The sequence below is a fragment of the Mycobacterium sp. 5-140-3-2 genome, assembly GCF_035666375.1.
Classification (GTDB): domain Bacteria; phylum Actinomycetota; class Actinomycetes; order Mycobacteriales; family Mycobacteriaceae; genus Mycobacterium; species Mycobacterium intracellulare.
The window spans coordinates 556,197-577,589 of record NZ_CP142025.1 but is presented as its reverse complement, the minus strand read 5'-3'; the positions used below and the strand labels follow the sequence as shown (position 1 = coordinate 577,589).

Here is a 21,393-nt window from a genome sequence, read left to right as displayed (position 1 = left end):
CAAAACAGGCAGGTAGATCGGCGATCGCGGCCGCGAATCGCGCCGAGCGGGCCCGCTGATTCCGGTGACGGCGGCCGCCGGCGGGCGCTCTCGATTGGGGCCTTCACAGCTGGCTAACGCATACTTGTCACCATGCTCGAAGCGACATCGCCGCTAATCGCCGTTGCGGGGCCCGGTGATGCGCTGGGTGCGGGCAGAGGTTTGTGATGGCCCGCTCGGGCGGCGCCCATCGCCGTCATCGAGCCGTCCGTCAGCCCTCTCGATTCCGCAAAGGGCTGACGCGCACCCTGGGTGCGCTGGTTTCCGTGGCGGCGGTCGGGCTGACCGGCGCCGGGTACTACGTGGCGCACGGCGCGCTGGGCGGCATCACCGTTTCCAACGCCCTGCAGCCCGACGATCCGCGGTCCAGCGGCGACAACATGAACATCCTGCTGATCGGCCTGGACTCGCGCAAAGATCAGGACGGCAACGACCTGCCGTATTCGATCCTCAAGCACCTGCACGCGGGTGATTCCGATGACGGCGGCTACAACACCAACACGCTGATCCTCGTGCACGTCAGCGCCGACAACAAAGTGGTCGCGTTCTCGATCCCGCGCGACGACTGGGTGCCGTTCACCGGGGTCCCGGGATACAACCACATCAAGATCAAAGAGGCCTACGGGCTGACCAAGCAGTACGTCGCGCAAAAGCTGGCCAACCAGGGGACGAGCAGTCAGAAGGAGCTCGAGACCAAGGGCCGCGAGGCCGGGCGGGCGGCGACCCTGCGCGCGGTGCGCAGCCTGACCGGGGTGCCGATCGACTATTTCGCCGAGGTCAACCTGGCAGGTTTCTACGATCTGGCGCAGACGCTGGGTGGCGTCGAGGTGTGCCTGAACCACGCCGTCTACGACTCGTATTCCGGCGCCGACTTCCCGGCCGGGCGCCAGCGACTGGACGCGTCCGAGGCGCTGTCGTTCGTCCGGCAGCGGCACGGCCTGGAGAACGGCGACCTGGACCGCACCCATCGGCAGCAGGCGTTCATCTCGTCGGTCATGCAGGAGCTGCAGGCCGCGGGCACCTTCACCAACATCGACAAGCTCAAGAACCTGATGGCGGTGGCGCGCAAGGACGTGGTGCTCTCCTCCGGCTGGAATGACGACATGATCCAACGGCTCGGCGGGCTCGCCGGGGGCAACCTGGAATTCCGGACGCTACCGGTGGTGCGCTACGACAACATCGATGGCCAGGACGTCAACATCGTCGACCCGGCCGCGATCAAGGCCGAGGTGGCGGCGGCGATCGGCACCGACGCACCGACCACCGCGCCCACCACCACGGCCGTAAAGCCCGACCCGTCCACCGTCGTCGACGTGGTCAACTCGGGCAGCATGAGCGGGCTCGCCACCGAGGTATCACGCGCGCTGAAGAAGAAGGGCTACACCCCGGGCCAGGTCCGCGACCGCGAGTCCGGCGAGCCGACCACCAGCTCGATCGCGTACGGCGCCGGCGCGCAGAGCGATGCGCGCAACCTGGCCACCATGCTGGGCCTCGACGCTCCCAGCCAGCCCAGCCCCGGCGTCCAGCCCGGCCACATCCGGGTGACGGTGGACACCAACTTCTCGATTCCCACACCGGACGAGACCCAGATGGACGACGTCACGAGCACCAGCACCACCACGTCGACCAAGGCCAAGACCTACTACTACAACGGCACCACCACGACGTACCCGACGCCCGATCAGGGGAAGCCGATCGACGGCGGCGGCGTGCCCTGCGTCAACTAGGCCGCCATCAGCTGTGCGTGCCGCCGTCCATGCGGATCTCGGTGCCCGTGATCCAGGCGCCATCGTCGGATACCAGCATGGCGACCACCCCGGCGACCGCTTCGGGTCCGGCCATTCCCGTACCGCTGGACTCCGTCGTGGTCGGCAGGACCGGCATGAGCCGCGAGAACAGCGCCCAGTCGGCGTCCGGCGGGATGTATCCGCCGGTGGCATCGGTGATCCCGGACTTGATGCTGCCCGGCGCGACGCACGCCGCGCGCAGGCCCTGCTTGGCGTATTCCAGCGCCAGCGAGTGGGTGAAGGCCTGGATGCCGCCCTTGCTCGCGGCGTAGGCGGCCATGTAGGGATGGGCGAACGAGGCCGACGTGGAGCTGAAGTTCACGATCGCGCTGCGCGGGTTCGCCAACAAGGCCGGTAGCGCCTCGCGCACCACCAGAAACGTTCCGGTCAGGTTGACGCCGACGATTCGGTTCCAGAGTTCGAGGGTGGTGTCGTGGGTGTGCGCGGCCCGCAGGATGCCCGCCGCGTTGACCAGCGAGTCAAGCCCACCCAGCCGCTCGACGGCCAGGCGCACCCCGTCGACCACCGAATCCTCGCTGCCGACATCCATCGGCACGATGCTCAGCCGGTCGGCGATGCCGGCCTCTTGTGCCCGCGCACGCGTGGTGTCCAGGCCCTCAGCCGCGACGTCGGAGGCCGCGACGGCGGCGCCCTCGTCGAGCAGGCGCAGCGCGGTCGCCTGCCCGATCCCCGACGCGGCGCCGGTCACCAGGATCCGCTTGCCCTCGAGACGCTTCATCGCTTCTCCCGTTCACTAGGCGCGGCGACGGGTCAGGGTGCCACGACCCCGCGCAGCGCTTCCTCGCCGTACATCTGCACCATCATCGAGGAGTAATCCGGGCCGCGGCGCAGAATGTGTCCCCCGTCGACGTTGATGCACTGGCCGGTGATCCAGGCCGCCGCGTCGCTGAGCAGGAACATGGCCAGGTTGGCCACGTCCTCGACCTCACCGACCCGCGGCAGCGGAGTGCACAGCGCGTAGTCGCCGCTGATCTCGGGTGACTGGATCACGCTCGCGTCGACCAGATCGGTGCGGATCAGGCCCGGCCGGATGCTGTTGACCCGCACCCAGGACGGGCCGAGTTCGTCGGCGGCCAGCATCATCATGTGGTCGATCGCCGACTTGGTGACCCCGTACGGCCCGAACCACCGGTGGGTGTTGCTGGCCGCGATCGACGAGATCCCGATGAACGAGCCGCCCCCGCCGCGGACAAGCTCGCGCCCCACATGCTTGAGCACGTACATGGTGCCGTTGACGTTGAGGTCGACGGTGTTTCGCCACGCCTCCGAGTCGGTGTGGGTGATCGGCCCCACGGTCAACGAGCCACCCGCGCAATGCACCGCGCCGTGCAACCGGCCGTGCCAGGCCGTCGCGGCGTCGACCGCGCGGGCCACCTCGTCCTCGTTCGTGACGTCGGCGGGCTCATAACGAATCGAGCCCTCGCCGGGCAGGGCTTCGATCTCCTTGACGGCCCCAGCGAGTCGATCGGCGTTGCGGCCGACGATCATGACCGAGGCGCCGGCCGCGACCAGCCCGGCGGCCACGCCTTTGCCGATCCCGCTACCCCCGCCGGTGATCAGGTATGTCCGGTCTTGGAAAGAAAGCTGCACGCGAGGCCCTTTCAAACTGGAACAGGTTCTAGCTATAGAAGCATGTGCCCTCGGGGGGAATATCGCTACCCCCGGTCTCGTTAGGTCCTCGGCTGCGCGGCGCTACGGCGTATCGCGGCGCGCCACCTTCGTCGGCTTCGCGTCCCGCCAATCCTCGACGTGCGGAGGCTGGCCGACCGGCCACCGGTTCTCGTTGAACGCCGCCCAATGCGCATGCCCCAGCAGGTGCACGTGGAAGGCGTGCCGCAGCGCCTCGGTGTAACCCATCGCGTCGGAGGCGGCGTTGACCGAATCCTTGATGAGCAGCGACGCCATCGTGGGCCGCTCGGCGATGCGTCGCGCGAATTCGAGTGTCTTTTCCTCTAATTCGTCGACAGCGAAAACCTTGGACACCATGCCCAGCCGGTGCGCCTCGTCCGCGTCGATCGAATCACCGGTCAGTAGCAGTTCTTTGGCCTTACGCGGACCGAATTCCCAAGGGTGAGCGTAATATTCGACACCCGGCATGCCCAACCGGACCGCGACGACGTCGCTGAACTTCGCGTTGTCGGCGGCGACGATCAGGTCGCAGGCCCAGATCAACATCAGCCCGGCCGAGATCGCGTTGCCCTGCACCTGGGCGATCGTGATCTTGCGCAAATCGCGCCAGCGGCAGGTGTTTTCGAAAAAGTAGTGCCATTCCTGGTGGTACAGCTTCTCCATGATCGGCTCGAGCGTGGCCCCGCGCGAGCGGAAGCTCGGATGCTGCCCGGGCCCCGGTGCGCGCTCGGCCAGTGCCTGCTCGGAACCCAGGTCGTGGCCGGCGGAAAAGTTCCTGCCGCGCGCCGCCAGGATCACCACGCGAACGGTGTCGTCGGCCTCGGCGCGGCCGAAGGCCTCGTCGAGCTGGACCAGCAGGCCGCGGCTTTGCGCATTGTGGGCCTCGGGCCGGTTGAGCCAGATCCGCGCGATGCGGCCCTCGTCGAGGGTTTCGTAGGCCACGAGCTCCGGGGTGTTGGCGTCGGCCGCCCCGGTGTCGGCTTGCTCGGAGACTGTCATTCCGCCCACCTCGTTCGTCGTTGATTTGGCCTTGTTTACAGATTACGGCCAGTGTGTAACCGGGCCGCGTCGGGGGGACGCGCCGCGAGCCCTTGATCGGCGGCACGCCCCGGCCGGTCGTGTCTTCGCGAGCGGCGCGACGAGTCCCTGCAAACCAGCCATAAATACGCCCGACGCCCGTTAGCTGGTGAGACGGGCTGCGGCCGATCACGCGCGTCGCCTACAGTTAAGTCATGCCTACGAAATCTGATCCTGGCGAAATCGGCGACGTCGAGCCGGTGGCGGACAGCACTGCGAGCCAGGCCAGGCGGGTCGTCGCGGCGTACGCCAACGACGCCGACGAATGCCGGGTCTTCCTGTCCATGCTCGGTATTGGGCCGGCGAAACTCGACGCGTAAATGGCTCCCGGGGGAGGGCGAGGCTCCAAGGCGGCCAAATTCGGGGATTCCGACTTCGTCGTCGTCGCCAACCGGTTGCCGGTAGATCGGGAGCTGCTTCCCGACGGCAGCACGGCCTGGAAGCGCAGCCCCGGGGGACTGGTCACCGCCCTGGAGCCGCTACTGCGCCGTCGGCGCGGCGCGTGGGTCGGCTGGCCCGGTGTGGTCGACGAGGACGTCGACCACGAAGACGAGCCGATCGTCCAGGAGGACCTGGAACTGCGGCCGGTCAAGCTGAGTGCGGACGACGTCGCCGAGTATTACGAGGGCTTCTCGAACGCCACGCTGTGGCCGCTGTATCACGATGTCATCGTCAAGCCGCTGTACCACCGCGAATGGTGGGACCGCTACGTCGTCGTCAACCGCCGCTTCGCCGAAGCCACCTCGCGTGCCGCCGCGCGGGGCGCGACCGTATGGGTGCAGGACTATCAGCTGCAACTGGTCCCGGCGATGCTGCGCGAGATGCGGCCCGACCTGACCATCGGCTTCTTCCTGCACATCCCCTTCCCGCCGGTGGAGCTGTTCATGCAGATGCCGTGGCGGACCGAGATCGTCGAGGGCCTGCTGGGCGCCGACCTCGTCGGATTCCACCTGCCCGGCGGCGCGCAGAATTTCCTGTTCCTTTCCCGGCGGCTGATCGGAGCCAACACCACGCGCGGGGCGGTCGGGGTGCGGTCGCGGTACGGCGAGGTGGAGCTGGAATCCCGCGTCGTCCGGGTCGGCGCCTTCCCCATCTCCATCGATTCCAGTGCCCTCGACCAAACGGCCCGGCACCGCGATATCAGGCGCCGCGCCAAGGAGATTCGGGCCGAGCTCGGCAACCCCCGCAAAGTGCTGCTCGGCGTCGACCGGCTCGACTACACCAAGGGCATCGACGTTCGGCTGAAAGCCTTTTCGGAGCTGCTCGCCGAGGGCCGCGCCAAACGCGACGACACGGTGCTGATCCAGCTGGCGACGCCCAGCCGCGAGCGGGTGGACAGTTACCAGCAGCTGCGCAACGACATCGAACGCCAGGTCGGCCACATCAACGGCGAATACGGCGAAGTCGGGCATCCGATGGTGCACTACCTGCATCGGCCGGTCCCCCGCGACGAACTCATCGCGTTCTTCGTGGCCGCCGACGTCATGCTGGTCACCCCGCTGCGCGACGGGATGAACCTGGTCGCCAAGGAGTACGTCGCCTGCCGCAGCGATCTCGGCGGCGCGCTCGTGCTGTCCGAATTCACCGGCGCCGCCGCCGAACTGCGCCAGGCGTACCTGGTCAACCCGCACGACCTCGAGGGGGTCAAGGACGCCATCGAGGCCGCCCTCAACCAGCCCGTCGAGGAAGGACGGCGGCGCATGCGGTCGCTGCGCCGCCAGGTGCTCGCCCACGACGTCGATCGCTGGGCGCGGTCATTCCTCGATGCGCTCGCCGAGGCGCGGCCCCATGACGCCGATTAGCGCGGATGCCCCGGGAACCCATGGTGTTGGCGCGCCAACGCTGTGATACTCGGGTGCAGCGTCGCACGCGAAGGAGAAAGAGTCACATGAAGCTCCGTCACGGACTGGCCGCGGGTGCCGCCGTCTTCACGGCTGTCGCAACGGGAATCGCGCTGCAATCCGGCGAACCGGCCAAGGCGCTCGGGCCGCCGGCGGACGGCACCTACGCCTACAACGAGGCGGGCGTCTCCGGGGTTACCTGGACCATCTCCGCACTGTGTGACCAGCCGTCCGGGACCCGGAACATGAACGACTATTCCGACCCGATCGTCTTCGCGATGAACTGCGCGCTGAACATCGTGAGCTCTACGAACGAGCAGATCAGCGCCGCCGACAAGCTGCAGAACTTCAGCGGCCGGGCTCGCATGTCCAGCATGCTGTGGACGTTCAAGGTGCAAAAGGACAACGGCGTGGCCTGCCCGGGCGGGGGCACCGCGCCGTCCACCGAAACCTTCGCGTTCAGCGACGAAACGATGAGCGGCACCCACACCACGCTGCACGGGCCGGTATGCGGGCTGCAGCCGGAGATGAAGAAGCAGCCCTTTTCGCTGGCGATGACCGGGCCGCCGCCCAGCCCGATCGAGCGTTACCCGTTGTACTGCAACGGCATTGCGATGTGCTACTGAGCTAGATCGGCGTGATGTAGGCGATCAGCCACTGCTTGCCGATCTTTTTGAAGTCGACCCGCAATCGGCTGCCGTCATACAGCGGCTGCCGTGACTTGTCGGTGACCGTCCGGTTCATGTAGACCATCACCGACGCCGAATTCCGTTGGGCGGACATGACTCCCACGCCCACGACGTTGGCCTGCACCACGACTTCGCGCTTCTTGGCTTCGGGGATGATCTGGGTGTTGGCGCTCTTCTGGAACTCCGCGCGATAGTCGGGGGTCAGTAGCGGGTACGCCGCCGACAGGCTGCGTTCGACCGTTTGGTAGTCGTAGGCGAAGACCTCGGGGATTTCCTTGGCCGCCAAACCGGGCAACACGGCACGCGCCGCCTGCTCACCGCGAACCTCGACCCGATCCCAATACATCCAGCCGGCCGCCGCGGACAACCCGACGAACGCCACGGCCAGAAGGTAACCCGCGACGATGAGCAGCCAACGCCGCCATCGCATCAATTACCCCCGTCTGGATACTTCAGGTCGTAGCCGCTCATGCGTCCGGAGTCGTCTTCGTGCACGATGACGCGCAACCGGTAGGGCATGGACGGCTTGTTGACGCCGTCGATGTCGGCGACCGTGACGCGCACCGACACCAACACGGACGCGTTATCGGTAACGGCGTCAATGCCTTCCAGCGCGGCGCCGTTGACGACGGCTTCCGATGTCGCGTTGGTGGAGCGGAACAGGCCCTTGAGATTCTCGACATTGTTGTTGGCGCTGAGCATCCCGCGCAGCGGACCGCTGGTCCCGTTGACGAATCGGTTGACGCTCTCGTCGATGTTGTCCTGCTTGTAGCTGAACATGTTGACCACCGTCTGCGTCGCGGTGTCGACGAACCGTTGGTCGCGCGCCTGCGCCGCGGCGGCGTGGCGGTGCTGGACGGCCAGGAGGGCCACGCACCCGGCCAACACCCCCACCGCCACCAGTGCCGCCGCGAAGGAGATCCACGCCACCAGGGCGCGGTGCGGCTGGCGTCGCGGTGGCGGCTTGATCGACTTGAGGGTCTTGACGGGTTTCGCCGGCGGCTTCGGCGCGGCCGGCACCTCCGTCTGGACCGTGACGTCGTGTGTCGACTCGCTCTTGGCAGGACCCGCCGCGCGCGAGGCTTTACGACGAGCGCGCGGCTTGGTTGTCTGTTCGTCTGCCATGGCAGCGTCCATCACAGAGGCCTTGGATCAAGCATGAGGTCCACCCAATTCTCGGCGCCGGAGGTTCCGGTGGCGCCGGCGGCGAAGATACCAGTGCCTCCCGCCGGATCGACAAACGCGCCGGTCTTCTCGTCATACGTGGCATACGCCGGCCCGCTGGCCTGCGGCTGCCCGCCGGGCGGCGGGCCCCACGGCTTCTCCGGGCCGGGGCCCGGCGGCGGCGGGTTGATCCCCAGCGGCGGCGCCGGCGGGGGCAGCCACTTCGGGTACGGAAGCTGCGGCGGTACCGGCGGCACCCCCGGCGGCTGCCACGACGTGAACGGCGGGGGCGGCCCGTTGTCGTTGGGTGGCGGCGGGGCGAAGGCCGGCTGGTGCGGCGCCGGACCGGGTCCAGGGACCACACCCGGCGGGGGCGGCCCGACCATCGGAGTGCCCGGATCCGGGTCGGCGTCCGGCGGGATGTACGGGAAGTGGTTGGGCGGCAACACGTTCAGCCCGTTGGTCATCGGGGTGTCGTAGGGCACCGGCGGGCCGCGCCACGGGTTGCGACCGATCGGCACGTAGCCCTTAGGGTCGCGGCAGAGCTGAATCGTGGGGGCGCGCTTCCCGGGGAACTCCTGGCACGGGTAGTTACGCGCGCCGCGCACGGTGCTGGGATCGTTCTGCGCGGTCTTGCAGTACATGTCCCTCGGAAGCTCGCGCACCGTCTCGTCGGCCGGGGTGCGCATCAGCGGCGGCGGCAGGAAGCCGACGGCGCACGGCGGCGGGTCGTTGAGGTCGAGCTTGAAGTCCAGCTTGGCGCCCTCGTCTTGCGGCCCGCCGCCCGCGGCGGTGGTGATGGCCGCGAACAACGCCGGCAACACGACGAGCAGCTGTTCGATCGACTTGTTGTAGATCACGCCCACCCGGCCGAGGTTGGCCAGGCTGGCGGCCAGGGTCGGGAAGTTGGGGCGGATGCCCGAGAACGCGGTGCTGGCCTCGTCGGTGGCGCCGGGGGCCGTGGCCAGGGTGTCGCGGAGCCGGGGATCGGCCTGACGGACCTCGGAGGTGAACCGCGCCAGCCCATCCGAGAGCGACTTGATGTCGCCACCGGCGCGGATCTGGGCCTGCAGGAACGGCCCGGCCTGATCGATCAGCTGCGACACCTGGGGATAGTTGGCGTTGGCCTCGTCCACCAGCAGCCGGGCCGACTCGAACAGCCGGGCGAGCTCGGGGCCTGACCCGTTGGCCGCAATGAACGTCTCGTGCAACAGTTCACGCAACCGGGTGTCACCCAGGCTGTTGACCAGTGTCTCCGCCCGCTTCAACAGATCGGCGACGTCCTGGCCGATCCGGGTGTTCTGCCGCTCGATGCGGGCACCGTTGGTCAGCTTGCTCGACGCGGGCGAGCTCGGGGGCACCAGGTCGATGTACTGCTCGCCGACCGCCGACACACTCTTGACGGTGGCGGTGACGTTCGACGGGATGGCCGTCTCGCTGTTCAGCCGCATCTGGGCGATGACGCCGTTGGGGCTCAGCCCGACCGACTCGACGCGGCCGACGGCAACGCCGCGGTAGGTGACGTTGGCGTTCTTGTACAGGCCGCCGCCGGCAACGAAATCGGCGCTCACACTGTAGGTTCCGATGCCGAAGGTCGCGGGCAGCCGCAGGTAGAAGATCGCCATCACGGTCAGGGTGATCGCCGTGATCACGGCGAAGATCGCCAGCTGGATCCTGGTCAGTCTGTCATGCATGTGCGCCCGCCCTACTGTCCCGAAGCCGTGCCGGGCGGAATCTTGAACGGATCCGCGGCCTGTCCGGACAGGTTGGCCAATTCGCCGGTCAAGAAGTCCGGCGGGTTGAGGATCTCGTCCATGTGAGCCATGTTCGGGTCGAAATAGGCCGTCGTGAAGAACGTTTCACCGAGCCGGCGCAGGGTGAGGTCGAAGGTGGTGAACACGTTGAGATAGTCACCCCGGACCGCCTGCTTGATCCCGAAGTTGGGGAACGGAAACGTCAGCAACAGCTGTAGTGAGGTGACGAAATTCTTTCGGTTGTCGTTGAGGGTCTTCACGACCGAGTACAGGTCTTTCATGTCGGCGGCGAAGTCCACCTTGGTCTTGGCCAGCACGTGCGAGGTGACGTTGGCCAGTTTGTGCAGCGCGCCGAAGGCCTCCACGATGTGGTCGCGGTTCTTGTTGAGCACGCGAATCGCCTCGGGCAGCGTGTCCAGCGCCCGGCCCAGGTTGTCCTTGTCGCGCGCCAGTGCGCCCGAGAAGCGGTTCAATCCGTCGACCGCGTCGATGATGTCGTTGACCTGGCGGTTGAGCCCCGAGGTCAATTCCGCCAGCCGGGGGATCAGGTCGACGAACTGGTCCTGCCGGCCCGCGACGGCCCGATAGGTCTCGTCGGTGATCTCTTCCAGCGCACCGACATTGCCCTTGTTCACCACAACGCCGAGCGCCGAGAGCACCTCTTCGGTGGTGGGATAGCGGCCGGTGTTGGCCTCCGTGATCTTCGACCCGTCGGTCAGCCGGCCCACGGCCGGCTTGTTCTTCGGCCGGGCCAGGTCGATGTGCATCGAACCCAGCAGCGACGTCTGGGCGACGGTCGCGGTCGAGTTGGCGGGCAGGACGACGTTTTTGTTAAGCGCCAATTTGACTGCCGCATAGAACGATCCGTCGGCGCGCTGTTCGGCCGCGATGCCGGCAACGCTTCCGACGGTGACGTCGTCGACCATTACGGGCGAGTTTTGCGGCAGCGTCGCCACGTCGGGCAGCTCGACGGTCACCGAGTAGGCGCCGCTGCCGTGGCCAGCGGTGCCCGGCATCGCCAACGAGTTCAGGCCGTTGAATTGGCAACCGGCCAGCAGCACGCTCCCCGCGGCCAATCCGCTGGCGCGCAACCACATTCGGTTCATCCGCCACCGCCCAAGCCGGCCGCGGGCCCGTTGGGCGCGGGTTGGGCCGGAGCAGGCCCCGGCCGCGGCCCGAACGCGCTTCCGGGGGCGGGAGCGGCGCCGGCCGGTGCGGGGCCGGGTCCCGGACCGGCCTGCGGGGCCGGCGGGACGAGCAGCGCCTGCAGATCCGCCGGGTTCTGCGTGGCCGGCGTCTGGGCGCCCTTGGCCGGCACCCACGTCAGCTCCGGGACCGGGGTCGCCGCCTTGGCCTGAGTCTGCGGGGTGTCGTAGATGATCTGCCCCTTGTACGCCGTGATCGTGTTGAGCGGGTGGAACATCAGCGGCGGGTAGTTCACGGTGAGCCGGCGCAGCACCGGCCCCAGCCGCTCGCGACAGAGCTCGGCGCGCTTGAAGTAGTCCGGCGCCCTGGGCCCGGCCGCGGTCTCGAAGGATCCCCCGCAGATGAACTGCACGGGGTTGGCGAATTCCGGTATCGACAGCAGACCGTTGAGCGTGCCCTGCGCGGGATCGTAGATGTTGTAGAAGTTGGCGATACCCGGGCCCGCCACGTGCAGCACCTGCTCGATGTCGTCGCTCTCGTCGCTCAGTGTCTTCGCGAGATCGTTGAGGTTGTTGACCGTGTCGACGATGGTCGAGTTGTGTTCGTGGAGGAACCCACGGATGTCCGACAGCGCCGTGTTGAGGGTCCCCAGGGTGCTGTCGAGATGGCGCGAGCTGTCGGCGAGCACCTGCGACACCGACGCGACGCTACCGGCGAATTGGACGATCTGTTCGTTGCTGGACGACGGGGCGTTGACCACGACCTGGAGGTTTTTGACCGTGCCGAAGATGTCGCCGCGCGAATCCCCAAGTCGCCCAGCGGCTTGCGAGAGCTCGCGCAGGGCGCTGTGGAACGACTGGCCCTTGCCGTCGAAGGTGTCGGCGGCCTGGTTGATCGCCGCGCCCAACGGACCCTGCAGCGACCCGGCCGTCGGGCCGAGCTGGACCGCCAGCTGGGTCAGCGACTCTTTGACCTCGTCCCACTCCACCGGGACCGCGGTGCGGTCCGGGCCGATGCTGGCGCCGTCGGCCATCTCCGGCCCGCCGGTGTAGGCCGGCGTCAACTGGATGAACCTGGCCGCCACCAGGTTTGGCGACATGATGATGGCCTTGGCGTCCTTGGGGACCTTCACGTCCTTGGACACCGACATCGTGATCTTGACGTCGGAGGGTCGCGGCTCGATCGTGTCGATGGTGCCGACCGGGACACCCAGGATGCGCACCTGGTCGCCGGGATACAACCCGACCGCCGACGCGAAGTGGCCGACGATCTTGCGGTTATTCCCTTGCGACGACAGCACATACACGCCGCCCACCAGCACCGCGACCAGCGCGATGATGGTGGCGTAGCGCAGCCCCCTGCTGCGGATGATCCGCTGCATCATGGCGACTTCGGCCTGATGATCCAGCGTTCCTGAATCAACCCGCGCAGATAGTCGGCCAGGCTGGCCGGCATCTTGCCGGGCTGATAGAAGAAGTCGAACATCGTCGCGAGCAGCGGCGCCGGGATGACGCCGTAGACGTTCACGTTGAAGCCGGGACCCGAGCCGACCACCTCGCCCAACTCGGTGGCGTAGGTGGGCAGCCGCTTGAGGGCCTCGGTGATGTAGTCGCGGCGCTCGTTGAGGTTGGACAGCACATCGTTGAGCTTGTTGAGCGCGGGCCCGAATTCCCTGCGGTTGTCGGCGACGAAGCCGGATATCTGCGCCGAGAGCTCCTGGATGCCCGAGATCAGCTGACCCAGCGCGCGGTGGCGTTCGTCGAGCGCGGCGAACAACTCGTTACCGTCGTCGACCAGCTTGTTGACCTGCTCGGCGCGCTGTGACAACACGCCGGTGACCGACTTCGCGTGCGCCAGTAGGCTTTGCAACGCCTCGTCGCGTCGGTCCAGGGTGCGAGACAGCGACGTCACGCCGTCCAGCGCACCGCGCAGCTCGGGGGTGGCGTCGTGCAGCGTGTCGGTCAACACGTTCAGCGCCTTTTCGAACTGCGGCTTGTTCAGGTTGCTGGCATTGGAACCCAAGTCCTCGAGCGCGCCGGCCAGCGTGTACGGCGTCGTGGTGCGACTGAGCGGGATGGTGGTTGCCTTGCCGCCACCGGCCGGGGTCACCGAGATGGAGCGCTCACCGAGGATGGTGTCGGTGCGGATCGCGGCCAGCGACTGGTCGCCGACGGCGACGTGGCGGTCGACGCTGAAGCTGATCTTGGCGCTGTCGCCGGCCAGACCCACGGAGGTCACCTTGCCGACTTTGAAGCCCGAGACGTAAACGGCATTGCCGGGATTGATTCCACCCGCGTCGCTGAAGTAGGCGTCGTAGATCTTGCCCTGCGGCCAGAACGGTAAACCGGAATACCCGAATGCGATGAGCACGACGCAGACCACGAGCACCACGCCGAAGATTCCGGTGCGCAGCGGATCGCGCTCATGTGTTGCGTTACTTGGCAAACGCGCACCTCCCCTTGCTGGGATCCACCTGGCCACCAAGCGGCAGGAGGATGTCGCCACCGGCGGGGCCGTTGATCTTGATCGTCACGGAGCAGAAATAGATGTTGAAGAACGAGCCGTAAGCGCCGAGGGCCGCCAGCCGCAGATAGTCCTCGCCCAGCTGTTCGATGTCGTTGTTCACCTCGGCCTTGCGGTTGTCCAGCTCGGTGGCCAGCGGACGGGTGTTCTCCAGGACGCCTTGCAGCGGGCGGCGCGAATTCTTCAGCAGCTGGGTCAAATCCGTCGTCGTGGAGGCCAGCGGGGGGATGGCACCCGCGATGTCGTCCTTGTGTTCGGCCAGCCCGGTGATCAGTTGTTGCAACTGGTCCACGCTTGTCGAAAACTGCGCGCTGCGTTGGTCCACGGTCGTCAGCACCGTGTTGAGGTTGTTGATCACGTCGCCGATGAGCTGGTCGCGCTGGCCCAGCGCCGAGGAGAACGCGCTCGTGTCGGCCAGCACGTTCGACAACGCGCCGCCCTGGCCCTGCAGCAGCTGGATGACCGCGCTGCTGATGGTGTTGACCTTGTCGGCGTCGAGGCCTTTGAGGACCGGCCGCAGCCCGCCCAGCAGCGCGTCGAGATCCAGTGCGGGCTGGGTGTGTTGGCTGTTGATCGTCGCGCCGGCGGGGAGTTTTCGCAGCTCTCCAGGGCCGGACGTGATCTCCAGATATCGGTCACCGACGAGGTTTTCGTAGCGGATCACCGCGCGCGTCGACGAGTAGAGCGTGTAGCGCTTGTCGACCCCGAACTTCACGTCGATGGTGTTGTCGCGATTGAGCTTGATGTCGGACACCGCACCGACCGGCACCCCGGCGATGCGCACCTTTTGACCGGCCTTCAACCGCGAGACGTCGGTAAACGTTGCGTGGTAGGTGCTTTCGGGTCCGAACCGGAAGTCGCCGAACACCACCACCAGCCCGGCCGACACCAGCAGCATGGCCACGGCGAAGATGCTGACCTTGATCATCATCTCGCGGTGCGACGGCATGCCCGAACTGTCCGGCATCAGAAATCGTCCCGTTCCGCGAAGGCGCCGTGGAACAAGAACTGCAGCGTCGAGGGCGCGTCGAACTGCAGCTCGGTGAACGGCTCGTACGGGATGTTGGCGTTGTCGGTGACCAGGAACGGCGCCCGGTAGAACGAGCCGCCGGTCTGCTTGGTCGGGATGTCGGGCAGCCCACGGCAATTCGGGCCGCCGGAGGCGTTCACGATCGGCAACGACTCCGGGTACGTGTACGACGGCGCGCCCAGCACGAAGCTCGACGACGTGAACAGGCCGGCCTTGCGGACGCCGAGCAGCGGGGCGAATTCCTTGATGCCGCGCTCGATTCCGGCGAACAGGCAGCCGAATTCCGGTGAGTAGTCGGCGGCCACCTTGAGCGGGGCCCGCAGCCGGTTGATGGCGTCGATGAAGTCCTGCTCGGCCGGCGCCAACGTGTCATAGGCGTTGTTCGACAGGCCGATGGTGGCCAACAGGGTCTTGTCGAGATTCTTCTGCTGGTCCACGACGGTCTTGTTGATCGTCGGCAGGTTGTCGAAGACGGTGTTCAGATTGGGGGCGGAGTCGGCGTAGACGTTCGCCACGACCGCGGTCTTGCGGAGGTCTTCCTGCAAGGCGGGCAGCTTCGGATTCGCTTGGCGCGTCAGCGTATTCAGTCCCGAAAGGATGCCGCCCAGGTCATCGCCGTGGCCACGCAGGCCTTCGGCGAACGCGCTCAACGTCCCGTTGAGTTCGACGGGGTCGACCTTGTGCAACAGGTCGATCAGCGACTGGAACAAGGTGTTGACTTCGAGCTGCACCGACGAGGCCGCGACGTGCGCGTCCGGACGCAGCGAGGTCGGCGACGGCGTTTGCGGCGGAATGAATTCCACCGCCTTCGCACCGAAGATGGTGTTACCCGCGATGTGCACCGCCGCGTTGGACGGGATGAAATGCATGTCGTCGCTGTTGATGCCCAGCGTCAGGCGCGCCTGGTCGCCGGAATAGTCGATGGTCTCGACCTTGCCGATCTGGATGCCCCGGTATTTGACCTTGGCGCCCTTCTCCATCACCAGCCCCGCCCGGGGCGCCGACACGGTGACGGTGTCGATCGACGCGAAGGCGGCCGTGTAGGAAAGGTAAGTCAGCACAGCGAAAGCCACCATGAGGCCGGCCAGCACTGCTGCTGCCAGCCGGACGGTCGTGCGTCGCGCGCCTGTTTCTGCCATGTCCTTTTAAGCGGTCCTCTTAGCCGGAGAGGTTGAAGTTACCGGACGCCCCATACACAGCGAGCGAGATGAACAAAGTGATGACGACCACGACGATCAACGACGTCCGCACCGCCTGGCCGACTGCGATGCCGACGCCGACGGGACCACCGCTGGCGTTGTAGCCGTAATAGGTGTGCACCAACATGACCGCGATGGACATCACGATCGCCTGCAGGAACGACCACAACAGGTCCGACGGGATCAGGAACGTATTGAAGTAGTGGTCGTAGAGGCCTTTTGACTGCCCGTTGATGTACACCGTGGTGAAGCGGGCGGCGAAGAACGCGGCCAGCACGGACAGCGAGTACAGCGGGATGATCGCGATCAGGCCGGCGATCAGGCGGGTCGACACCAGGTAGGACACCGAGTGCACCGCCATGCACTCGACGGCGTCGATCTCCTCGGACACCCGCATGGCGCCCAATTGGGCGGTGGCGCCGGCGCCGATGGTGGCCGCCAGCGCGATGCCGGCGATCACCGGGGCGACCACCCGGACGTTCAGGAAGGCCGACAGGAATCCCGTCAGCGCCTCGATGCCGATGTTGCCCAGCGACGAATACCCTTGCACGGCAATGACACCGCCGGAGGCCAGGGTCAAAAACGCCGCGACACCGACCGTGCCGCCGATCATCACGAGAGCCCCCGCGCCCATGGTCATCTCGGCGATCAGCCGGACCGTCTCCTTGCGGTATCGGGTGAGCGCGTTGGGGACGTAGCGCACGGTCTGCCCGTAGAACAACGCCTGCTCGCCGAAGTCGTCGACCGGCTCCTGCAGCCGCGAGAAGAGGCGACGAAACCGCAGTGTGGCGTCGTAACTCATCGCGTGCTCACCCGTCTCATCACTTCGCCGAAATTCGCACGCCGATGGCGGTCATCACCACGTTGATCACGAACAGACAGATGAAGGCGTAGACCACGGTTTCGTTGACCGCGTTGCCGACGCCCTTGGGCCCGCCCTTGACAGTCAGGCCGCGGTAACAGCCCACCATCCCGGCCATCACACCGAACAGCAGCGCCTTGACTTCGGCGAGTACCAGCTCGCGCAGTCCGGTCAGCACGGTCAAGCCGTTGATGAACGCGCCTGGGTTGACGCCCTGCAGGAAGACGGAGAACACATAGCCACCGGAAAGCCCGATGGCGCATACCAAGCCGTTGAGCAGCAGCGCCACCACCGTGGACGCCAGCACACGGGGGACCACCAGCCGCTGGATCGGGTCGATGCCGAGCACGCGCATCGCGTCGATCTCCTCGCGGATGGTGCGCGCGCCCAGGTCGGCGCAGATCGCGGTGGCGCCGGCACCGGCGACGACGAGCACGGTCACCACCGGACCCAGCTGGGTGATGGTGCCGAACGCCGTCCCGGCGCCGGACAGGTCGGCGGCGCCGATCTCGCGCAGCAGGATGTTGAGGGTGAAGGCCACCAGCACCGTGAAGGGGATGGACACCAGCAGCGTCGGGACCAGCGACACGCGGGCGATCATCCACGTCTGATCGAGAAACTCGCCAAACTGGAACGGCCGGCGAAAAGCTGCCCGGCCGGTGTCCATCATCATTTCGAAGAATCCGCCGACGGCGCGGGCGGGAACGGCAAGTTGCTCCCTCACCTCGGTGTCCCCCCTCGGCTGGTCTCGGCGAAGTCTATGGCTGGCCTTTGCGTTGTCTACGGTCGCATGGGGCTCGGTGTGAGCCGGATCATATTAACTCAGAACAAGTTCACCATGTCAATGAACAGCATTTCTTATCCCAACCGTTAATTCGCCAGGTCAGACGCACTTGTCACGTGTCAAACTGACACACGTTCTACCTGCCGATTCCCCCCGATCGACTAGCCCCAAATGGCTATTGATCCATCAGTGCGCTCGCCGAAAAATTGTGCTCAGGATCACGTCCAGCAAAGTATTCCTGCAGCGTCGCACTCAGCTGTGCAGGGTCCCAAGCGGCGCCGTCGGCGCTGAATTTGCGCTCGACCGTCGGGGCAGCGACCAGTGTCACCTGCGGACCGTAGACGATGAACACCTGGCCGTTGACTTCCGCAGCCGCCGGCGAGGACAGGAACTTGACCAGATTGACGACGTGCTCTGGCGACAGCGGATCGACCCCGCCGGCCTCCACCTCCGGTGCATCGCCGAACACGTCGGCCGTCATCGCCGTGCGCGCGCGGGGGCAGATGGCGTTGGCGCACACGCCGTAGCGGCCGAGCGCCCGCGCGGCGGTCAGGGTGAGCGAGATGATGCCCGCCTTGGCGGCGCCGTAGTTCGCCTGCCCGACGGGGCCGACCAGGCCGGCCTCCGATGCGGTGTTGACGATCCGGCCGAAGACCTTGCCGTCCGCCTCCTTGGCCTTGGAGCGCCAGTAGGTGGCGGCGTTGCGGGTCAGCAGGAAATGGCCGCGCAGGTGCACGGCGATGACCTGGTCCCACTCCTCGTCGGACATGTTGAACAGCATCCGGTCGCGCGTGATGCCGGCGTTGTTGACCACGATGTCGAGCCCACCCAGCCCGTCGGCCTGGGCGACCAATTCGTCGGCGGTGGAGCGTTCGCTGATGTCGCCCGCCACGGCAACGGCCTTCGAACCGGAGGAGTTGATCTCGTCGATGACGTCGGAGGCGTCCAACGCGGCGGCGATGTCGTTGACGACGACGGTCGCTCCGAGGCGTGCCAGGCCGAGCGCCTCGGCCCGTCCCAGGCCCGCGGCCGCACCGGTGACCACCGCGACCTTTCCGGAGAGATCGGTCGCGTTCGTGCTGCTAGTCAATTTATGAATACCTCTAGTTTCGGGTTGCGCGCTCTAGGCTCGGATCAGTCGCCGCGGGACAGCGCGGCGCGCGGGCATTCGGCGATCGCCTGCTCGGCCAACTGCTCCTGATCGGCGGGAATCGGGTCGAGCTTCACCACGGCGTAATCCTCGTCGTCGAGGTCGAAGATATCGGGGGCAATTCCCAAGCACACTGCGTTACCTTCGCACCGGTCACGGTCCACGATCACCCGCACAGCACCCTCCTTGAACCTGGCCTTCACCGCAGGACTCGCCTCATCAGTATGTAGGTCCACCATAAGACCCCGACACCGCTGGGGAAACGGTCGCTGGATTCCCAGACTAGAACGTGTTACAACCGGGAAGACGAATGGGTAGCCGTTGGTCGAGCTGCAGCCTGTGACGCGGGTTGTATTCGGAAACGTCGTTGACTTGAAGGACGGCTGAAATGCGCATCAGTTACACCCCTGAGCAAGAAGAGCTGCGTCGCGAGCTGCGGTCGTACTTCACCAACCTGATGACCCCGGAGCGTCGCGAGGCGCTGACCTCCTCGGGGGGCGGCGAGGTCGGTACCGGCACGGCGTATCGCGACACCGTCGCGCAGATGGGCAAAGACGGGTGGCTCACCCTGAACTGGCCCAAGGAGTACGGCGGCCAGGACCGCTCGCCGATGGACTCGCTGATCTTCACCGACGAGGCCGCCATCGCCGGCGTGCCGGTGCCGTTCCTGACGATCAACAGCGTCGCGCCGACCATCATGGCGTTCGGCACCGAGGAACAGAAGAAGTTCTTCCTGCCCAAGATCGCCGCGGGCGAGCTGCACTTCTCGATCGGCTACTCCGAGCCCGGCGCCGGCACCGACCTCGCCAACCTGCGCACGACCGCGGTGCGCGACGGCGACGACTACGTCATCAACGGCCAGAAGATGTGGACCAGCCTGATCGCCTACGCCGACTGGGTGTGGTTGGCGGTGCGCACCAACCCCGACGCCAAGAAGCACCGCGGGATTTCGATGCTGACCGTGCCGACCACCGCGGAGGGTTTCTCCTGGACCCCGGTGCACACGATGGCCGGTGTGGACACCAGCGCCACCTATTACTCCGACGTCCGCGTCCCGGTGACCAACCTGATCGGCGAGGAGAACGGCGGCTGGAAGCTGGTGACCAACCAGCTCAACCACGAGCGCGTCGCCCTGGTGTCGCCGCAACCGATCTTCCTGGCCCTGCGCGAGGTTCGCGAATGGGCGCAGAACACCAAGGACGACGGGGGCGCCCGGCTCATCGACTCGGAGTGGGTGCAGCTCAACCTGGCCCGGGTGCACGCCAAGGCCGAGGTCCTCAAGCTGATCAACTGGGAGCTGGCCTCGGCCGCGAGTGAGGACCTGTCACCCGCCGACGCGTCGGCGGCCAAGGTCTACGGCACCGAGCTGGCCACCGAGGCCTACCGGCTGCTGATGGAGGTGCTGGGTACCGCGGCGACGCTGCGCCAGAATTCGCCGGGCTCGTTGCTGCGGGGCCGGGTCGAGCGGATGCACCGGGCCTGCCTGATCCTGACCTTCGGAGGCGGCACCAACGAAGTTCAGCGCGACATCATCGGCATGGTCGCCCTCGGTCTGCCCCGCAACCGCTGAGCCGCTACGTAATAGAAGGACGGACGTTCATGGATTTCACGACAACCGAAGCGGCGAACGACCTCGGCAACCTGGTCGACACGATCGTGGACTCGGTGTGCACCCCCGAACACCAGCGCGAGCTGGACGGGCTCGATCAGCGGTTCGATCGCGACCTGTGGCGAAAGCTGATCGACGCCGGCATCCTGTCCAGCGCGTCGGCGTCATCGCTGGGCGGCGACGGTTTCGGCGCGCTCGAGCAGATCGCGATCCTGGTCGCGCTGGGCCATCAGCTGGCCGCGGTGCCCTACCTGGAGTCGGTGGTGCTGGGCGCCGGGGCGCTGGCCCGGTTCGGCTCCGAAGAGCTGCAGCAGAACTGGGGCGTGCCGGCGGTCAACGGCGAGAAGACCCTGAGCATCGCGCTCGACGGCGAGATGGGCGAGGGCCCGGTGCAGGCGCTAAGCGCCGGCGCCGGTTACCGGCTGACCGGCACGCGCACCCAGGTCGGTTTCGGCCCGGTGGCCGACGCGTTCCTGGTCCCCGCCGAAACGGATGCCGGCACGGCGGTTTTCCTGGTTGCCGCCGACGATCCCGGCGTCACGGTGACGGCCCTGCAGACCACCGGCCTGGGCAGCGTCGGGCACCTCGCACTGGACGGCACCGAGGTGGACGGCGGCCGCAGGGTCGGCGGCGCCGAGGTGGCGACCTGGCTCGGCACGCTGGGCACGTTGGGCCGCAGCGCTTTCCAGCTCGGGGTGCTCGAGCGTGGCCTGCAGATGACCGCCGAATACGCGCGCGAACGTGAGCAGTTCGACCGGCCGATCGGCAGCTTCCAGGCGGTCTCGCAGCGGCTGGCCGACGGCTACATCGACGTCAAGGGGTTGCGGCTGACGCTCACCCAGGCGGCCTGGCGAGTCTCCGAGGACATTCCGGCGGAGATCGACGTCGCCAGCGCGGCGTTTTGGGCCGCCGACGCCGGTCACCGGGTGGCGCACACCATCGTGCACGTGCACGGCGGCGTCGGCGTCGACACCGATCACCCCGCGCACCGATACTTCCTGGCCGCCAAGGAGATTGAGTTCGCGCTGGGCGGTGCCACCGGGCAGCTGCGCCGCATCGGGCGCGAGCTGGCGGAGACGCCCGCCTAGG

21 protein-coding genes are annotated in these 21,393 nt (G+C 67.0%); 6 read left to right on the top strand and 15 right to left on the bottom strand.

The features are described 5' to 3' along the window. The first annotated feature begins 206 nt into the window (after nucleotides 1–206). On the top strand, nucleotides 207–1,766 hold the full coding sequence (locus P6281_RS02910) for an LCP family protein (protein WP_051445824.1): 1,560 nt from the start codon (nucleotides 207–209) through the stop codon (nucleotides 1,764–1,766). 7 nt (nucleotides 1,767–1,773) lie between these two features. Here P6281_RS02910 and P6281_RS02905 read toward each other — a convergent pair whose 3' ends face one another. The 3 genes from P6281_RS02905 to P6281_RS02895 all read right to left on the bottom strand — a co-directional run bounded on the left by P6281_RS02905 (nucleotide 1,774) and on the right by P6281_RS02895 (nucleotide 4,475). Then, nucleotides 1,774–2,565 (bottom strand): SDR family NAD(P)-dependent oxidoreductase, encoded by a 792-nt coding sequence (locus tag P6281_RS02905; RefSeq protein ID WP_020821544.1) that lies wholly within the window; start codon nucleotides 2,563–2,565, stop codon nucleotides 1,774–1,776. A 32-nt stretch (nucleotides 2,566–2,597) separates the two neighbouring features. Continuing rightward, complete coding sequence (locus P6281_RS02900) at nucleotides 2,598–3,437, bottom strand: SDR family oxidoreductase (RefSeq protein WP_009955875.1); 840 nt, start codon at nucleotides 3,435–3,437, stop codon at nucleotides 2,598–2,600. A gap of 102 nt (nucleotides 3,438–3,539) precedes the next feature. Continuing rightward, a complete protein-coding gene (locus P6281_RS02895; RefSeq protein ID WP_009955876.1) occupies nucleotides 3,540–4,475 on the bottom strand; it encodes an enoyl-CoA hydratase in 936 nt (311 codons plus the stop codon). A 233-nt stretch (nucleotides 4,476–4,708) separates the two neighbouring features. On the opposite strand from P6281_RS02895, the gene P6281_RS02890 reads away from it, so the two are divergent. The 3 genes from P6281_RS02890 (at nucleotide 4,709) to P6281_RS02880 (ending at nucleotide 7,020) form a co-directional block, all read left to right on the top strand. Continuing rightward, nucleotides 4,709–4,873, top strand: coding sequence for a hypothetical protein (locus tag P6281_RS02890; RefSeq protein WP_008263763.1), 165 nt, complete (start codon nucleotides 4,709–4,711; stop codon nucleotides 4,871–4,873). Then, on the top strand, nucleotides 4,874–6,355 hold the full coding sequence (locus P6281_RS02885) for an alpha,alpha-trehalose-phosphate synthase (UDP-forming) (protein ID WP_008263761.1): 1,482 nt from the start codon (nucleotides 4,874–4,876) through the stop codon (nucleotides 6,353–6,355). Between the two features lie 86 nt (nucleotides 6,356–6,441). Continuing rightward, a complete protein-coding gene (locus tag P6281_RS02880; protein WP_008263759.1) occupies nucleotides 6,442–7,020 on the top strand; it encodes a hypothetical protein in 579 nt (192 codons plus the stop codon). Nucleotide 7,021: 1 nt separating this feature from the next. Here P6281_RS02880 and P6281_RS02875 read toward each other — a convergent pair whose 3' ends face one another. From P6281_RS02875 to P6281_RS02820, 12 genes are all read right to left on the bottom strand, one after another. Further along, nucleotides 7,022–7,513 (bottom strand): mammalian cell entry protein, encoded by a 492-nt coding sequence (locus tag P6281_RS02875; RefSeq protein WP_008263757.1) that lies wholly within the window; start codon nucleotides 7,511–7,513, stop codon nucleotides 7,022–7,024. Next, complete coding sequence (locus P6281_RS02870; RefSeq protein ID WP_042910626.1) at nucleotides 7,513–8,220, bottom strand: hypothetical protein; 708 nt, start codon at nucleotides 8,218–8,220, stop codon at nucleotides 7,513–7,515. The genes P6281_RS02875 and P6281_RS02870 overlap by 1 nt, the downstream gene beginning before the upstream one ends. Further along, complete coding sequence (locus P6281_RS02865; RefSeq protein ID WP_065507841.1) at nucleotides 8,220–9,941, bottom strand: virulence factor Mce family protein; 1,722 nt, start codon at nucleotides 9,939–9,941, stop codon at nucleotides 8,220–8,222. Before P6281_RS02865 ends, P6281_RS02870 begins: the two co-directional genes overlap by 1 nt. An 11-nt stretch (nucleotides 9,942–9,952) precedes the next feature. Beyond that, on the bottom strand, nucleotides 9,953–11,107 hold the full coding sequence (locus P6281_RS02860; RefSeq protein WP_009955884.1) for a virulence factor Mce family protein: 1,155 nt from the start codon (nucleotides 11,105–11,107) through the stop codon (nucleotides 9,953–9,955). Next, a complete protein-coding gene (locus P6281_RS02855; protein WP_324738609.1) occupies nucleotides 11,104–12,531 on the bottom strand; it encodes a virulence factor Mce family protein in 1,428 nt (475 codons plus the stop codon). The genes P6281_RS02860 and P6281_RS02855 overlap by 4 nt, the downstream gene beginning before the upstream one ends. Then, nucleotides 12,528–13,592, bottom strand: coding sequence for a virulence factor Mce family protein (locus P6281_RS02850; protein ID WP_014381763.1), 1,065 nt, complete (start codon nucleotides 13,590–13,592; stop codon nucleotides 12,528–12,530). Before P6281_RS02850 ends, P6281_RS02855 begins: the two co-directional genes overlap by 4 nt. Further along, nucleotides 13,582–14,637 carry a virulence factor Mce family protein gene (locus P6281_RS02845; RefSeq protein ID WP_008263746.1) on the bottom strand — a complete coding sequence of 352 codons (1,056 nt, stop codon included), beginning with the start codon at nucleotides 14,635–14,637 and terminating at the stop codon, nucleotides 13,582–13,584. Before P6281_RS02845 ends, P6281_RS02850 begins: the two co-directional genes overlap by 11 nt. Further along, a complete protein-coding gene (locus tag P6281_RS02840; RefSeq protein ID WP_008263744.1) occupies nucleotides 14,637–15,839 on the bottom strand; it encodes a virulence factor Mce family protein in 1,203 nt (400 codons plus the stop codon). The genes P6281_RS02845 and P6281_RS02840 overlap by 1 nt, the downstream gene beginning before the upstream one ends. 19 nt (nucleotides 15,840–15,858) lie before the next feature. Continuing rightward, nucleotides 15,859–16,701: an MlaE family ABC transporter permease gene (locus tag P6281_RS02835; protein ID WP_008263742.1), complete on the bottom strand. Its 843-nt coding sequence runs from the start codon at nucleotides 16,699–16,701 to the stop codon at nucleotides 15,859–15,861. Nucleotides 16,702–16,720: 19 nt separating this feature from the next. Further along, the gene (locus tag P6281_RS02830; RefSeq protein ID WP_014379050.1) at nucleotides 16,721–17,485 is read right to left on the bottom strand and encodes an MlaE family ABC transporter permease; all 765 of its coding nucleotides are present in this window, start codon (nucleotides 17,483–17,485) and stop codon (nucleotides 16,721–16,723) included. 235 nt (nucleotides 17,486–17,720) lie between these two features. Further along, entirely contained in the window at nucleotides 17,721–18,635 is a 915-nt protein-coding gene (locus P6281_RS02825) for a 3-oxoacyl-ACP reductase (RefSeq protein WP_009957037.1), read from the bottom strand. A 44-nt stretch (nucleotides 18,636–18,679) separates the two neighbouring features. Then, entirely contained in the window at nucleotides 18,680–18,871 is a 192-nt protein-coding gene (locus P6281_RS02820) for a ferredoxin (protein WP_003877155.1), read from the bottom strand. 212 nt (nucleotides 18,872–19,083) lie between these two features. Here P6281_RS02820 and P6281_RS02815 point away from each other — a divergent pair, with 212 nt between their 5' ends. Beyond that, nucleotides 19,084–20,265 carry an acyl-CoA dehydrogenase gene (locus P6281_RS02815; protein ID WP_202349677.1) on the top strand — a complete coding sequence of 394 codons (1,182 nt, stop codon included), beginning with the start codon at nucleotides 19,084–19,086 and terminating at the stop codon, nucleotides 20,263–20,265. A gap of 29 nt (nucleotides 20,266–20,294) precedes the next feature. Then, entirely contained in the window at nucleotides 20,295–21,392 is a 1,098-nt protein-coding gene (locus P6281_RS02810; RefSeq protein WP_008263732.1) for an acyl-CoA dehydrogenase family protein, read from the top strand. Nucleotide 21,393: the final 1 nt, after the last annotated feature.